Origin of the sequence: Halomonas sp. MMSF_3323 (assembly GCF_030733595.1) — a bacterium.
Taxonomy (GTDB): domain Bacteria; phylum Pseudomonadota; class Gammaproteobacteria; order Pseudomonadales; family Halomonadaceae; genus Halomonas; species Halomonas litopenaei.
This window is the reverse complement of the sequence record NZ_JASHIT010000019.1, coordinates 1-14,719: the sequence shown is the minus strand read 5'-3', so window position 1 is coordinate 14,719 and position 14,719 is coordinate 1. Positions and strand designations below refer to the sequence as shown.

13 protein-coding genes and 1 other RNA gene are annotated in these 14,719 nt (G+C 67.0%); 4 read left to right on the top strand and 10 right to left on the bottom strand.

Annotation, left to right across the window (positions count from 1 at the left end):
* Positions 1 to 23: 23 nt before the first annotated feature.
* The 10 genes from ftsW to rsmI all read right to left on the bottom strand — a co-directional run bounded on the left by ftsW (position 24) and on the right by rsmI (position 11,259).
* Positions 24 to 1,268: a putative lipid II flippase FtsW gene (ftsW, locus tag RBB39_RS11195; protein ID WP_045993378.1), complete on the bottom strand. Its 1,245-nt coding sequence runs from the start codon at positions 1,266 to 1,268 to the stop codon at positions 24 to 26.
* On the bottom strand, positions 1,265 to 2,680 hold the full coding sequence (gene murD / locus RBB39_RS11190) for a UDP-N-acetylmuramoyl-L-alanine--D-glutamate ligase (protein ID WP_045993425.1): 1,416 nt from the start codon (positions 2,678 to 2,680) through the stop codon (positions 1,265 to 1,267). The genes ftsW and murD overlap by 4 nt, the downstream gene beginning before the upstream one ends.
* A gap of 7 nt (positions 2,681 to 2,687) precedes the next feature.
* Positions 2,688 to 3,770, bottom strand: a complete 1,083-nt coding sequence (mraY, locus tag RBB39_RS11185) for a phospho-N-acetylmuramoyl-pentapeptide-transferase (RefSeq protein ID WP_045993377.1) — start codon at positions 3,768 to 3,770, stop codon at positions 2,688 to 2,690.
* Positions 3,771 to 3,779: 9 nt separating this feature from the next.
* On the bottom strand, positions 3,780 to 5,165 hold the full coding sequence (gene murF, locus RBB39_RS11180) for a UDP-N-acetylmuramoyl-tripeptide--D-alanyl-D-alanine ligase (protein ID WP_045993376.1): 1,386 nt from the start codon (positions 5,163 to 5,165) through the stop codon (positions 3,780 to 3,782).
* Entirely contained in the window at positions 5,162 to 6,670 is a 1,509-nt protein-coding gene (locus tag RBB39_RS11175) for a UDP-N-acetylmuramoyl-L-alanyl-D-glutamate--2,6-diaminopimelate ligase (protein ID WP_045993424.1), read from the bottom strand. Before RBB39_RS11175 ends, murF begins: the two co-directional genes overlap by 4 nt.
* Positions 6,671 to 6,693: 23 nt before the next feature.
* The gene (locus tag RBB39_RS11170) at positions 6,694 to 8,361 is read right to left on the bottom strand and encodes a peptidoglycan D,D-transpeptidase FtsI family protein (protein ID WP_371931872.1); all 1,668 of its coding nucleotides are present in this window, start codon (positions 8,359 to 8,361) and stop codon (positions 6,694 to 6,696) included.
* Between the two features lie 53 nt (positions 8,362 to 8,414).
* Positions 8,415 to 8,738: a cell division protein FtsL gene (gene ftsL, locus RBB39_RS11165; protein ID WP_052704393.1), complete on the bottom strand. Its 324-nt coding sequence runs from the start codon at positions 8,736 to 8,738 to the stop codon at positions 8,415 to 8,417.
* A 9-nt stretch (positions 8,739 to 8,747) separates the two neighbouring features.
* On the bottom strand, positions 8,748 to 9,704 hold the full coding sequence (gene rsmH, locus RBB39_RS11160) for a 16S rRNA (cytosine(1402)-N(4))-methyltransferase RsmH (RefSeq protein WP_045993374.1): 957 nt from the start codon (positions 9,702 to 9,704) through the stop codon (positions 8,748 to 8,750).
* Between the two features lie 142 nt (positions 9,705 to 9,846).
* Positions 9,847 to 10,198: RNase P RNA component class A (gene rnpB / locus RBB39_RS11155), an RNA gene on the bottom strand.
* Positions 10,199 to 10,404: 206 nt separating this feature from the next.
* Positions 10,405 to 11,259: a 16S rRNA (cytidine(1402)-2'-O)-methyltransferase gene (gene rsmI / locus RBB39_RS11150; protein WP_045993373.1), complete on the bottom strand. Its 855-nt coding sequence runs from the start codon at positions 11,257 to 11,259 to the stop codon at positions 10,405 to 10,407.
* A gap of 46 nt (positions 11,260 to 11,305) precedes the next feature.
* Between rsmI and RBB39_RS11145 the strand changes: the two genes are divergently transcribed.
* Genes RBB39_RS11145 through RBB39_RS11130 form a run of 4 tightly spaced genes read left to right on the top strand, consistent with a single transcriptional unit; the run spans position 11,306 to position 14,650 of the window.
* Positions 11,306 to 13,060, top strand: a complete 1,755-nt coding sequence (locus tag RBB39_RS11145; protein ID WP_045993372.1) for a penicillin-binding protein activator — start codon at positions 11,306 to 11,308, stop codon at positions 13,058 to 13,060.
* Positions 13,047 to 13,421, top strand: coding sequence for a YraN family protein (locus tag RBB39_RS11140; protein WP_045993371.1), 375 nt, complete (start codon positions 13,047 to 13,049; stop codon positions 13,419 to 13,421). The genes RBB39_RS11145 and RBB39_RS11140 overlap by 14 nt, the downstream gene beginning before the upstream one ends.
* Positions 13,422 to 13,464: 43 nt before the next feature.
* Positions 13,465 to 14,058 (top strand): phosphoheptose isomerase, encoded by a 594-nt coding sequence (locus RBB39_RS11135; protein WP_045993370.1) that lies wholly within the window; start codon positions 13,465 to 13,467, stop codon positions 14,056 to 14,058.
* A gap of 1 nt (position 14,059) precedes the next feature.
* A complete protein-coding gene (locus RBB39_RS11130; RefSeq protein ID WP_045993369.1) occupies positions 14,060 to 14,650 on the top strand; it encodes a BON domain-containing protein in 591 nt (196 codons plus the stop codon).
* Positions 14,651 to 14,719 lie beyond the last annotated feature (69 nt).

The window sequence follows — 14,719 nt, the reverse complement described above, 5'->3', positions numbered from 1 at the left end:
CGCTCGCCTTCCCTGTGTGTCACTCACGGCTTCACTCCTGCAGCCTTGGTTCTCCTGGGCGCTTCGCGGGCCTGGTCACGCCGCGCCGCCGGCGACTGCCGACGCTGGCGCTCGCGCGTCTCGATGTCCACCCGCAGCAACAACGCTACCATGATACAGCTCACCACCAGGCTCGACCCACCGTAGGACAACAGCGGCAGGGTCAACCCCTTGGTCGGCAACATGCCAGTACTCACCGCGATGTTGATAAAGGCCTGGGCGCCGATCACCAGGGCGATGCCATAGCTCAGGTAGGCGGCAAACGGTAGCCTCGCAAGCTCGGCCCGACGCCCAACCGCCATGGCCCGCCACACCAGCAGTGCGAACAGGCCGACCACCGCGATCGCGCCGACCATGCCGAGCTCTTCGGCGAGCACCGCAAAGACAAAGTCGGTGTGGGCCTCCGGCAGGTAGAACAGCTTCTGTACGCTGTTGCCGAGGCCCATGCCGATCAAGTGGCCGCGACCGAAGGCGATCAGCGCCTGGGTCAGCTGGTAACCGCTGGCGAACTGGTCCGCCCAGGGATCGATGAAACTTGTCAGTCTCGCCATGCGGTAAGGTTCGGCCACCGCCAGGATGGCACCCAGGGTTCCCACCAGCACGAACAACAGCAGAAAGCGCCCCCAGGGCGCCCCGGCCATCAGCAACATGCCCATGACGCAGCTGGTCATGACCACCACACCGCCGTAGTCGGGCTCGAGGATCAGCAGCACGGCCACCACTCCGACCACTACCAACGGGCGCAGAAAGGCCCCCCACTGACGCCTGACCTGTGGCAGAAAGCGCTCCAGATAGCCCGCCATGTAAGCGATCAAGCAGAGCTTGGCGACCTCCGAGGCCTGTAGATTGAAGGGCACCCCGGGGATCGACAGCCAGCGGCGGCTGCCGTTGACCTCGCGCCCCACCAGCAGTACCAGCAACAGCAGCACCAGTCCCACCACCAGCAACAGCGGGCCATTGGCCTTCCACCAGGCCAGGGGGACGCGCAGCGCCAGGCACCCCACGGTCAACCCGCCCAGCACGAAGATGCCGTGGCGAATACTGAAGTACCAGGCGTTGCCGGTCAGGCTCGACGCCACCTCGGTGGAGGCCGACGTCACCATCACCCAGCCGATCAGCAGAAGCGACAGAGTAGCCACCACCAGCCAGCCATCGAAGGCATGGTCGCGGGTGGAAAGACGCTCGCGCAGGGCACCGAGGCGCTGGCGAGATCGGGCGAGACGGCTCATGGCTTGGCTCCGCTGGAAAGATCCTGCACCCAGGCGCGAAAGGCGTCTCCCCTGGCCTGATAGTTGACGAACTGATCGAGACTGGCGCAGGCCGGTGACAGCAGCACCGCATCACCGGGCCTGGCCACCTCCCGTGCGCGACACATGGCGGTGTCCAGATCGTCGACGCGGGTGATGGCGACCGCGCCCTTCAGGGCCTGGGCCATCGCCTCGGCGTCGCGGCCGAACAGCACCACCTCACGGGCGTAGCGCGACAGGGGGGCGGCCAGCGGCGAGAAATCGGCACCCTTGCCGACACCGCCGGCCAGCAGTACCAGACGCCCATCCAGGGTCGGGCCGAGACCGGCGATGGCGGCCAGGGTCGCGCCCACATTAGTGCCCTTGGAGTCGTTGATCCAGTCGACGTCGTCGATGGTGGCGAGCCACTCGCTGCGGTGGGCAAGCCCGCTGAAACGTTCGAGCACCCGGGCCATGGCCTCCAGCGGAAAGTCCAGCCGCTGGCCCATGGCCAGGGCGGCCAGCGCATTGGCCTGGTGGTGACGGCCGCTCTGGCGCATGCGAGCCACCGGCAACAGCGGTTGGTCCGCGTGGAAGAACCAGGGCTCGCCCTGGTGCTCCACCACGCCCCAGTCGTCGCCGGATTGCGGCGCCGTCACGCCGAAGCGCGACAGTGCAGGCAACGCCTCGTCCGGCCAGGTCAGGGGGTCCTCGGCGTTGACCACCGCGTGCCTGGCACCACGAAAGATCGCGAGCTTGGCGCGGCGATAGCCGGCCATGTCGCCGTGGCGATCGAGGTGGTCCTCGCTGAGGTTAAGGAAGGCAGCACTGTCGGCCCCCAGACACGGGGTCGTCTCGAGCTGAAAGCTGGACAGCTCCAGCACAAAGAGATCCGCCTCGGGTTCCTGCACCAGCAGGTCCAGCGCCGGGGTACCGAGGTTACCCCCCACGGCCACCCGCCGCCCCGCCTCGCGGGCCATCTCGCCGACCAGGGTGGTCACGGTGGACTTGGCGTTGGCACCGGTGATAGCCGCCAGCGGCGCGCGACAGGCCCGCCGGAACAGCGCGATCTCACCCACCAGACGGGGCTCGCCGGTGTCTGGATCGATGCGCCTGGCCGGCGTCTCGAAGCACGCCTGATGGGGGTCGATGCCGGGGCTCAGGATCACCTCCCGCGCGTCGTCCAGCACCAATCCATCGAGCGGCCCCAGGCGCACCGGCACCCCCGGAAAGTCCGCCAGGAAGACGTCGAGTCCCGGCGGCGCCTCGCGGGTGTCCACCACCATGAAATCGCGGCCTTCACGCTTGAGATGGCGACAGATCGCCATCCCCGACAGGCCGAGCCCTACCACCACGCTCAGGTGGGCGGGCACGACATGGCGTTGCGGCAGTCGCACATCCTGACTGGCGTCCATGGCCACCTCAGCGGATCTTGAGGGTGGCCAGACCCAGCAGGACCAGCACCACGGTGATGATCCAGAAGCGCACGATCACGCGAGGCTCGGGCCAGCCCTTGAGCTCGAAGTGGTGATGCAGCGGCGCCATGCGGAAGATACGACGACCGGTCAGCTTGTAGGAGCCGACCTGCAGGATCACCGAGATGGTCTCCATGACGAAGACGCCACCCATGATGAACAGCACCACTTCCTGGCGCACGATCACCGCGACCACGCCCAGGGCCGCACCCAGCGCCAGGGCGCCGACGTCACCCATGAACACCTGGGCGGGATAGGTGTTGAACCACAGAAAGCCGAGTCCGGCGCCGGAAATGGTGGCGCAGAATACCGCCAGCTCGCCGGCACCGGGGATCATCGGAATCTGCAGGTACTCGGAGAATACCGCGTTGCCGCTGGCGTAGGCGAAGACGCCAAGGCCCATGGCGACCATCACCGTGGGCATGATCGCCAGGCCGTCGAGGCCGTCGGTCAGGTTGACTGCGTTGGAAGAGCCGACGATCACCAGGTAGGTCAGCAGGATGTAGAAGCCACCCAGTGGCAGCACGAAGTCCTTGAGCAGCGGCAGGATCAGGCTGGTTTCCACCGGCGAGGCAGCGGTCAGGTAGAGCACCACGGCAGCCCCCAGGCCGATCACCGACTGCCAGCAGTACTTCCAGCGAGCCGGCAGTCCGCGCGGGTTCTTTTCCACTACCTTGCGATAGTCGTCGACCCAGCCGATGGCGCCGAAGCCCAGCGTGACGACCAGCACCACCCACACATAATGGTTGGTCAGATCGCCCCACAGCAGGGTACTGACGGCCATGGCCATCAGGATCATGGCGCCGCCCATGGTCGGCGTACCGGCCTTGGACAGGTGGGACTGGGGACCGTCGTCGCGCACCGCCTGGCCGATCTGACGCTCCACCAGACGGCGGATCATCAGGGGGCCAAACCAAAGACACAGCACCAGCGCGGTGATGGTCGCCAGAATCATCCTCAGGGTGAGGTATCCAAAGACGTTGAAGGCGCTTTGATAGTTCGCCAACAATTCAGCCAGGAAAAGCAACATGTATCAGGTTCACCTTGAAACATCCGGCCGCAAGGCCGCCACGACGCCTTCCATCCCCGCGGCGCGGGAGCCCTTGACCAGCACGCTGGCCGCCTCGGGCAGATGTTGACGCACATGGCGGACCATCGCCGCCTGATCAGAAAAATGGTACCCGCCTTCGCCGAAGGCTCGGGCGGCGGTCTCGGCCGCCTCGCCCAGAGTACCGAGAAATGTGATGCCGCGTTCCCGCGCGTAGCGTCCGATCTCTGCGTGCAGATCGGCAGACGCTTCACCCAGCTCTCCCATGGCGCCGAGCAGGCACCAGTGCGGGCCGGGCAGTCCCAGCAGGGCGTCGATGGCCGCCTTCATCGCCCCCGGGTTGGCATTGTAGGTATCATCGAGCAGCCGCGCACCGCGTAACCCCTCCTCCACGGTCAGGCGTCCCGGCGTCGGCACCACCTCGCCAAGCCCCGCCACCACGTCGGCGGCGGGCAGTCCCATGGCCAGCGCCCCTGCCGCAGCCGCCAGGGCATTGGACACGTTGTGACGGCCCATCAGCGGCAGCTCGACACGCCCCAGCACCTGAGCGTCGAAAGTCAGCGTGAAAGCATAGCGCCCGAGCGTATCGCAGACCAGCTCCCCGGCATGGAGGCGCGCCTCGGGCGTCAGTCCGAAATCGATCACCTCACGGGGCGACGCCAGACTCTGCCACAGCGAGAAGTAACGGTCGTCACGGTTGAGTACGGCGACGCCCTCGGGGCCGAGTCCGCCGAGAATCTCCCCCTTGGCCTGGGCGATGCGCCCCATGCCACCGAACTCGCCGACGTGGGCCCCGGTGACATTGGTGATGATGGCGACCTGGGGTTCGGCCAGCGCTACCGTCCAGGCGATCTCGCCCAGGTGATTGGCGCCGAGCTCCACCACGGCTCTCTGGTGATCCGAGGCAAGCGCCAGCAGCGTCAAGGGCGCGCCGATATCGTTGTTGAGGTTGCCGTGGGTGGCGAGGGTCTCGCCCTGACGAGCCAGCAATGTCGCCAGCATCTGCTTGACCGTGGTCTTGCCACTGTTGCCGGTTACCGCCACCAGCGGACCGCCCCAGGCCCGGCGCCGCTCGCGGGCCAGCAGCCCCAGCGCCATGCGGGTATCCCCCACCACCAACTGGGGCAAGGGATCGTCCACCGGGTGCTCGACCACCGCCGCCACGGCACCGCCTTCGCGGGCCTTGGCAATAAAGTCATGGGCATCGAAGCGCTCGCCCTTCAAGGCCACGAACAGCGTGTCCGCCGCCACCCGACGGGTGTCGGTGACGATGGCGGCTATCGGCGAGTTGGAAAGCCCCTGAAGGCCGCGGCCCTCTTCATCGACACCCAGCGCCCGGCACACCGACCCCAGCGACGCGAGCCCTGGCGCGCTCATTGGTCCCGCCCCTGTCGACGCTGGTCCAGGGCGGCTTCGGCCTCGGCCAGGTCGGAGAAGTCGTGGCGCACGCCCTGAATCTCCTGGTAGGCCTCGTGCCCCTTGCCGGCGATCAGAATCACGTCATCGGCGCTCGCCTCGGCGATGGTACGGGCGATGGCGTCACCGCGCCCGGCGATGTTCCATGCCTGCTGGCGGGCCTGGCCCTCCAGCCCCGCGAGCATCGCCTGGCGAATGGCGTCCGGGTCCTCGCTTCTGGGGTTGTCGTCGGTGATCACCAAGCGATCGGCCTGGCCTGCTGCCGCCTGGGCCATCAGCGGGCGCTTGCCGCTATCGCGATCACCGCCGCAGCCGACCAGGCACCACAGCGCCCCGCGTCCGGGCAGGTGGGCGCGAAGCGCCGCCAGGGCGTTGTCCAGCGCATCCGGCGTGTGGGCGTAGTCGATCACCACGGTGGGAGCCCCGGGCCGCGTCAACGCCTGCATCCGTCCCGGCACCGGCGTCAGGGTCGCGGCGGCAGTCACCAGCTCGTCGATGCCGACACCCAGACCGTAGAGGGTGGCCATGGCCAGCAGGACGTTGTCGAGATTGAAGCGACCAAGCAGCGGCAACACCACCACCTTCTCGCCTTCCGGCGTGGCGATCAGCGCACGCTGCCCACCGACGTCGGGCTCGACATCCAGCACCCTGAGCGAGACGGCATCGTCTTCACCACAGGCCAGCACCCGGGTGCCCTCGCCGATGCCCGCCAGCATCAGGCGGGCCAGGGGATCGTCGCCATTGACCACGGCCAGACTGATCTCCGGGCGCTTGAACAGCTTCGCCTTGGAGGCGGCGTAGGCGATCATGCTGCCGTGATAGTCGAGGTGGTCGCGGCTCAGGTTGGTAAATACCGCGGCAGTGAAGCGACAGCCCGCCACCCGCTCCTGCTCCAGGGCGTGACTGGAAACTTCCATGGCTACCCGAGTGATGCCCTGGTCGGCGAGCTCACCCAGCTGGCGCTGCAGCGCCAGTGGCTCGGGGGTGGTCAGCATGCCCTGGGTCAAGGCACCCGGGCGACCGTGACCCAGGGTACCGATCAGGCCACAGTCGCTGCCCGTCGCGCGGGACAGCTCGGCAATATAGTGGGTCACCGAACTCTTGCCGTTGGTGCCGGTGACACCGATCAGCTCGAGCCCATCGGGCACCTGATACAGGTTGCGCGCGAGCTCGCCGAGTCGGGCGCGCAGCCCGGGCAGCCACAGCACGCGACCATCGACCCGCGGCGGGGCATCTTGCGGACCTTCCGCCAGCACCAGGCAGGCGCCGGCATCCAGTGCCTTGTCGATGTAGTCGCGGCCATCGGCGGCGACGCCGGGGATCGCGACAAAGGTCGCGCCGGGCGACACCTCGCGGCTGTCGGTAGTGAGCCAGGTCGCCACCTCGCCGGCGACCGCGGCGTTCGGCGCAAGCTCACTCCAGAACTGGGTCAGCACGTCGTCAAGACGCGCCAGGGATAAGGTCATGGCGGATTCCGTCGCCTTCTGCGTCATGGGCTGTCGCCCTCCTGTTCGGGGCGATCCGGCGGTACGTCGAGGATGCGCAGGGCACTGCCCGCCACCCGCGAGAACACCGGGGCAGCGATGGCGCCGCCGTAGTAGGCGTCGCCCCGGGGATGGTCGATCATTACTACGGTGATGATGCGCGGGTCGGAGACCGGGGTAATCCCGACAAACAACGACCGGTAGGCGTTCTGCTCGTAGCCCCCGCTGCCGCTCTTGCGCACGGTGCCGGTCTTGCCGGCCACACTGTAGCCGGGCACCAGCGCGCGTCGGGCGCCGGTGCCTGGAGCCACCACCTCATCCATCATGGCCAGGACGCGGTCGGCGACCTCGGGCTCGATGACCGGCTCGCCCTGGGCGGCGCGGTTGAGGCGCAGCAGCGACGGCGGCAGGCGTTCGCCATGATTGGCGATGGAGGTATAGGCACTGGCCAGCTGCAAGGCGGTGACCGACAGACCGTAACCGTAGGACAGCGCGGCCCACTGACTGCTCGACCACACCGCCGGCGCCGGCATGTTGCCGGTGGCCTCTCCGGGGAAGCCGGTGCCCGGGGCCTGGCCGAAGCCCAGCGCGCGGTAGCGATCTGGCACCACCGGGTCGTCGAGCTGCAGGGTCAGCTTGGCCATGCCGATGTTCGAGGACTTGCGCAGGATCCCGGCCAGGGTCAGCTCGCCATTGTTGGAGACGTCGCGGATGGTGTAGCGGTCGATTCGCATCCAGCCAGGCGACGTATCCACCACGGTGTCACGTGGAAAGCGACCGGTCTCGAGCAGCGCCGACATGGCCAGCGGCTTCATCACCGAGCCCGGTTCGAACACGTCGACCATGGCCCGGTTGCGCAGCCCCTGGGGGTCCAGGCCGGCGCGGTTGTTGGGGTTGTAGGAGGGCTGATTGGCCATCGCCAGCACCTCGCCGCTGCGCGCGTCCATCATCACCAGTACGCCGCCGTCGGCGTCGTTCTCATCCACGGCAGCCTTGAGCTCACGGTAGGCCATGTACTGCAGTCGCTGATCGATGGACAGCGTCAGGTTGCCGCCTGGCTCTGCCTCCTGCAGCACCTCCAGGTCGCGCACCAGACGTCCACGGCGGTCCTTGAGCACGCGGCGCTTGCCGGGCTCACCGGACAGGTAGGATTGATAGGCCAGCTCCAGTCCTTCCTGGCCCTGGTCGTCGACGTTAGTGACCCCCAGCAACTGGGCGGTCACCTCGCCGGCAGGATAGTAGCGCTTGTACTCTTCCCGGGCGTGGACGCCAGGCACCCGCAGCTTGAGCACTTCTTCGGCCTGGGCCGGGGTCATGCGCCGACGCAGGTACATGAATTCCCGTTCGCTGTAGCGGGCGATACGCTCGTTGAGGGCATCGAGGTCCTGGCCCAACGCCTGGGCCAGACGCAACCGCTGGATGTCGTCGGCGGGCAGGTCCTGGGGGTTGGCCCACAGCGTCACCACCGGGGTCGAGATCGCCAGCGGTTCGCCGTGACGATCGGTGATCATGCCCCTGTGGGCGGGGATCGGATCGGTTCTGAGGGTACGGGCGTCCCCCTGCACCTGAAGAAAGTTGCGATCGATGACGTGAAGATCGACGATCCGCCCGGCCAGCAGACCCAGGCCCAGCAGGATCAGCGTCATCATCACCACGTAGCGCGCCCGCCCCATCGGTTCCATCGGCGGCGGGCGGCGAGGTGTCACGCCCCGGGGAAGTTCCGCGGTCATGGCGTGATCACCTCGATGTCATGGATATCGGGCAGCCGCATCTCCAGACGCTCCACCGCCAGGCGTTCGACACGCGACGGCGTCGACCAGGCGCTCTCCTCCAGCAGCAACTGCCCCCACTCCGTCTGCAACTGCTGCTGTTCACGCTCCAGCTCCTGGAGCCGAGCATACTGCTGGCGAGTCTGGTGACTGACGCTGATCACCGCCAGCGCCGACACCAGGCATGCCAGCAGCAGCGCCACCACCAGCAAAAGGCGCGGCGACATGGTGCGCGGCAGCGGCCAGCCAAAGGCGTTGATATCCAGTCGTCCTTGAGCCATGGAAGGTCCTCAGTAGCGCTTGCGCGCCATGCGCATGACGGCGCTGCGGGAGCGTGGATTGGCCTCGACCTCTTCGGCGCTGGCCTTCATCGCCTTGCCCAGTGACTCCAGCCGTCGCGCGATCTGATCGTCGCGCAGCGGTATTCCCCGGGGCACCTGGGTATCGCCCTTGACGTGATCGCGGATAAATCGCTTCACCCGTCGATCCTCCAGCGAGTGGAAGCTGATCACCACCAGGTGTCCGCCGGGCGCCAGTGCCTCCAGCGCGGCTTCCAGCGCCTGATCGAGCTGATCGAGCTCACCGTTGATCTCGATACGCATGGCCTGGAACACGCGAGTGGCGGGATGCTTGCCCTTCTCCCAGGCGGGATGGGCGGCCTTGACCACCTCGGCAAGATCGGCCGTGCGGGTGAAAGGCCGTTCCTGGCGCCGAGCGATGATGGCCCGCGCCAGCCGACGAGCGTAGCGCTCCTCGCCGTAACGCTTGAACACCGAAGCCATCTCGGCCTCGCCCACACGCGCAATCCACTGGGCCGCGCTCTCGCCCTGGGTCGGGTCCATGCGCATGTCCAGCGGGCCGTCGCGCAGAAAGCTGAAACCGCGATCGGGATCGTCAAGCTGAGGGGAGGACACGCCAATGTCGAGCAGGATACCGGACAGCTTGCCATCCAGACCGTGATCGCGGGCGACCTCTCTCAGCCGCGCAAACTCGGCACGTTCGATGGTAAAGCGTGGGTCATCGATGCTGGCCGCCTCGGCGATCGCCTGGGGGTCGCGATCAAGGGCCAGCAGGCCACCGTCTTGTGCAAGGCGGGAAAGGATGGCGCGGGAATGACCGCCTCGTCCGAAGGTGCCATCCAGATATACGCCAGCGGGATCATGCACCAGGGCGTCGACGGCACCGTCGAGCAGGACGCTTTCATGAGCGAAGCCGCGCACGGAGGATTCAGGGGAAGGTGACGGCATGCGGGTCTCGTTCGACGGCGGTGTTCCTACGCGCGGCCAGCCATCAGCGCCGTCAGCGGTGGAAAACCCTCACGCCACTGGACTCCTGGCCGCACAAACTAGTGATCGCGCCGCTCGAGCCAGGCCCGAGCGCGCAAGAAAAATGGGGAGTCGGCCGATAAGCCGGGTTCTGTCGAGGACAGTCATTCCTCTAGGAGCAGTGTCACCACTGCCCTCAAGCAACCTACCCGAACCCAGCGCGGGCCACGCCAACGGGTTCCTATTTGGTCTTGCTCCGAGTGGGGTTTACCGTGCCACGCACTGTTGCCAGGCGCGCGGTGCGCTCTTACCGCACCCTTTCACCCTTGCCGGCCTCCCGAGGGAGACGTAGGCGGTCTACTCTCTGCTGCACTTTCCGTCGGCTCACGCCGCCCAGGGGTTACCTGGCACTCCGCCCTATGGAGCCCGGACTTTCCTCCCCCGCATCAAGCGGCGGCGACTGTCTGGCCAACTCCCGCGGCAAGCATACCAGTGCCCTGCCACCCCCTCAATCCCCGCCTCGCCGTGACGGGCCCGGGACAACCCCCAGCCTCTTCAGGCGATCACTCCTGATGCCCTCTCGACGCCCTCTCGACGCCCTCAATCCCCGCCTTGCCGTGACGGGCCCGGGACACCCCATAGCTCGTCCTAACGACCGCCTGGCAGCGAACCGGGACTGGATTCAATCGGCGTCCTTCAACGCCTGCGCCTGGGCGTACCACTGCTTCTTCGGCCCGCCGAGCACGCGCGCGGCCACGGCCGCGGCCTGCTTGACCCCCACTCCTTCGGCCAGCAGCGCGCACAGCAGCGCTTCATCATCCACCGCTCGCTGGTCCGGTGCCGGCCCCGAGGCCCCGGCCACCATCACCACGAATTCGCCACGCGCCTGATCAGGGTCAGACTCCATCAGTGTCAGCAGCTCCGCGGCGCTGCCGTCGAGGAAGGTTTCGAAGGTCTTGGTCAACTCACGCCCGAGCACCACTCTGCGCTCGCCCAGTACGGCGGCCAGATCGGCCAGGGTGTCGCGGATACGATGGGGAGACTCGTAACAGACCTGGGTGACGGGTGAATTCCTCCAGGCCTCGATGCGCGCTCGCCGCCCCGCACCCTTGGCCGGCAGGAAGCCATGAAAACTGAAATGATCGGTAGGCAGCCCGGCGGCACACAGCGCAGTGACCAGGGCGCAGGGACCGGGGATCGGCACCACCCGAAAACCCGCCGCCCTGAGCTCACGCACCACGACGTAGCCGGGATCGCTGATCAAGGGAGTCCCGGCATCACTGATCAGCGCCACGTCGTCGCCCTGGGCGAGCCGCTGCCTGAGCGTCTCGACTCGGGACGCCTCGTTATGGTCGTGCACGGAAATCATCGCCGGCGACAGACCGAGATGACGCATCAGGCGGCCACTGTGGCGGGTATCCTCCGCCGCGACCAACGCCACCAGGCCCAGCACCTGGGCGGCGCGGGGACTGAGATCTTCCAGATTCCCAATTGGCGTGGCGACCACGTACAATGAACCAGCTTTCGCTTCTGACATCTTGGCTCCCTGGGCTGCCATCCGGAACACGGACAAGGAAGGATTCATGAGGACTTTGACTCGCGGCCCCGTGGCCGCCGCTGTACTGGCCATCACGCTGGCCGGCTGCAGCTTCACGCCGAGCATCGTACAGCGGGCCATGGACGACGACCCGGACCAACTACTGGCGCAAGCCGCCCAGCAACAAGGCACCGAAGCGGCGCAGACCCGGCTGAGGGCGGCCGACATCCTAGCACGCTCCGGACGCCGCCCCCAGGCACTGGAAGTCCTCAACAGCCTGGACGACAGCCAGCTCTCCGGCGACAGCCGGCGTCAGTGGGCACTGCTGCTGTCCGAACTGGGGGACAGTGAGGGCGATCCCCAGGCGGTCGTCAGAGCCGCCAGCGTGCTCGACGAGATGCAGCTGCCCAACGATGAAGCCAATCTGCTGCGCCTGCGCCAGGGGCTGGCGCTGGGCCAGCTGGGCGAACCACTCGAGTCGGCTCGCCTGCTGATGCAGGTGCAGAGCGCCACCGGCCGCGAGGACATCAACGACGCCATCTGGGACCAGTTGAGCGCACTCAACGGCCGCCAGCTCGAGGCACTTGAAGAGCCCGGCAATGCCATCGTCACCGGCTGGCTCGAGCTGACCCGCCTGGTCAACCAGAGCGGCGGTGACATCCAGAGACTATTCGCTCGTCTCGATGACTGGCGCGTGGCTAATCCGGACCACCCCGCCAACCGTCGCCTGCCTACCCAGATCACCCAGTTGCGTGAACTGCGTGGCAAGAGCGTGCAGAGCATCGCGGTGCTGCTGCCCGAGTCGGGCCCGCTTTCCGGCGTCGCCGACGCCATCGAAAAGGGAATTCGCAGCCACCAGGCCAATGTGGTCAACGGCGGCGGAAACGGGGCCCAGCTCAGCTTCTTCGACGCCTCCAACGGCAATCTCGACGAACTCTATCAGCAGGCCCAGAGCAGCGGCGCCCAGGTGGTCATCGGCCCGCTGGACAAGAGCGACGTGACCCGACTCGAAAGCCGCGCCGAGGTGCCCCTGCCGACCCTGGCGCTGAACTACGGCCAGTCCGCCTCCAACCAGACCAAGAACCTCTACGAGTACGGCCTGTCGGCAGAAGACGAAGCCCGCCAGGCGGCCCGCCGCGGCTGGCAGGACGGCCACCGCAGCGCCTCCATGCTGGTACCGGACAACGACTGGGGTCAGCGGGTCGGCGAGGCCTTCTGGAACACCTGGAGCGAACTGGGCGGCGATATCGCCACGGCGGTGCGCTACAACCCCGGCGCCTCGGCCACCGACAGCACCCGCCGCGCCATCAGCAACCCGCGTCCGGACATGCTGTTCCTGCTGGCCCTGCCGGACTTCGCCCGCCAGGTGCCACCGACACTGGAATACTATTCGGCCTCCGATCTGCCGGTGTACGCCACCTCACACCTCTACGAAGGCACCCCTCAGTCGCGCCTGGACCGCGACCTCGACGGCGTGCAGTTCCCCGATGTCCCCTGGAACATTCCCGACGCCGCCGTGGGCGGTGCCGAGGCTCTCCCGTTCTACGACACCTATCGAGAGCTCAAGGCCGAGGACAAGCCAGCCATCTTCCGCCTGATGGCGATGGGCGTCGACGCCTACGAACTGGCACGCCGCATGCCGCAGATCCAGGCCCTGCCGGGTTCACGCATGCAGGGCGCTACCGGCACCCTGAGCGCCGCCGGCGATGGCCGCATCTACCGCGAACTGCCATGGGCGCAGTTCAGCAGCGGCGTGCCGGCTCCCGTGTTCAGTGACGGCCTCGGTGATGCGGCGCCCTGACGCCATAGACGCCGTCGCCCGCGGCCAGGCCATCGAGCGTCACGCCGAGGCCTGGCTGTGCCAGCGTGGACTGATAGCGATCTCGCGCAACCAGCGCGCCAAGGGAGGCGAGATCGATCTGGTGATGCGCGACGGCGAGACCCTGGTGTTCGTCGAGGTGCGCCACCGCCGCAGCATCCGCCACGGCCATCCTGCAGAAACAATCACCATCACCAAACAACGCCGCCTGATCCGGGCGGCGCGTTTTTATCTCCACCGCAACGGGCTATCATGTCCTTGCCGCTTCGATGTCCTGGCCGTTACCGGCTCGTCACCGAGCCTCGACATCCAGTGGATCGCCGGTGCATTCGAAGCAAACTGACACAGCGGGCTCCCGGCGAGCCCCCATGGACCAGGAAGGCAGCATGGATTTCCAGAGCCGAATTCTCGGACAGTTCAACGACAGTATCGACACCAAGACCTACGCCAGCGAAGTGCTTCCACCGTTCATCGAGGTCGCGAGCCAGATGATGGTCCAGAGCCTGGTCACCGACGGCAAGATTCTCGCCTGTGGCAACGGCGGCAGCGCCGGCGACAGCCAGCACTTCTCCTCCGAACTGCTCAATCGCTTCGAGCGCGAGCGCCCCAGTCTGCCGGCCCTGGCCTTGACCACCGACACCTCGACGTTGACCTCCATCGCCAACGATTACAGCTACAACGAGGTGTTCTCCAAGCAGGTGCGCGCCCTGGGCCAGCCTGGCGACGTGCTGCTGGCGATTTCCACCAGCGGCAACTCGGCCAATGTCATCCAGGCCATCCAGGCCGCTCATGACCGTGACATGACGGTGGTGGCCCTGACTGGACGGGACGGCGGCAACATGGCCTCCCTGCTGGGACAGGACGATTGCGAGATCCGGGTGCCGGCCACCTCCACGGCCCGTATTCAGGAGGTTCACCTGCTGGTGATCCACTGCCTGTGTGACCTTATCGACGAACAACTCTTTGGTGCGAGTGAATAACATGACGCAACGCGATTCCCGTTCGACACGCCCCCTGATTACCGCCCTGCTGCTGTCCGCCCTGCTGGCCGGCTGCACCACCGTAACCTCGGTGACCAACCCCGGCACCATCGACGAGGATTACGGCGAGCGCACCCTGGGCGCGACCGTCGAGGACGAGAGCATCGAGACCAAGGCCGCCCACAACCTGGGACGCGTCGATGCACGCCTGAAGGACGCCAGGATCAACGTCGACAGCTACAACGGCGTGGTACTGCTGACCGGCCAGGTCCCCAGCGAAGAGCTCAAGCAGCGCGCCGAAGAGATCGTCAGCCAGGTGCGCAACGTTCGCCGGGTCCACAATGAACTCAGCGTGGCGGCCAACCTGCCCACCAGTCAGCGCCTCAACGACGCCTGGCTGGACACCAAGGCACGTACCGCCCTCGCCACCAGCGATCAGGTCGACTCCGGCCGCATCACCGTGGTCACCGAGAACGCTACCGTCTACCTGATGGGCCTGGTGACCCACGCCGAGGCCGACCGTGCGGTCAATGTGGTATCCAACGCCGGCGGCATGGAGCGTATCGTCAAGGTATTCGACTACATCGACTGATGGCGACAGGCGTGCCCTCGCAAGAAGGCACGCCCCTCAAGCGCAAAAGATGCACAAAAAAGCGGGGGG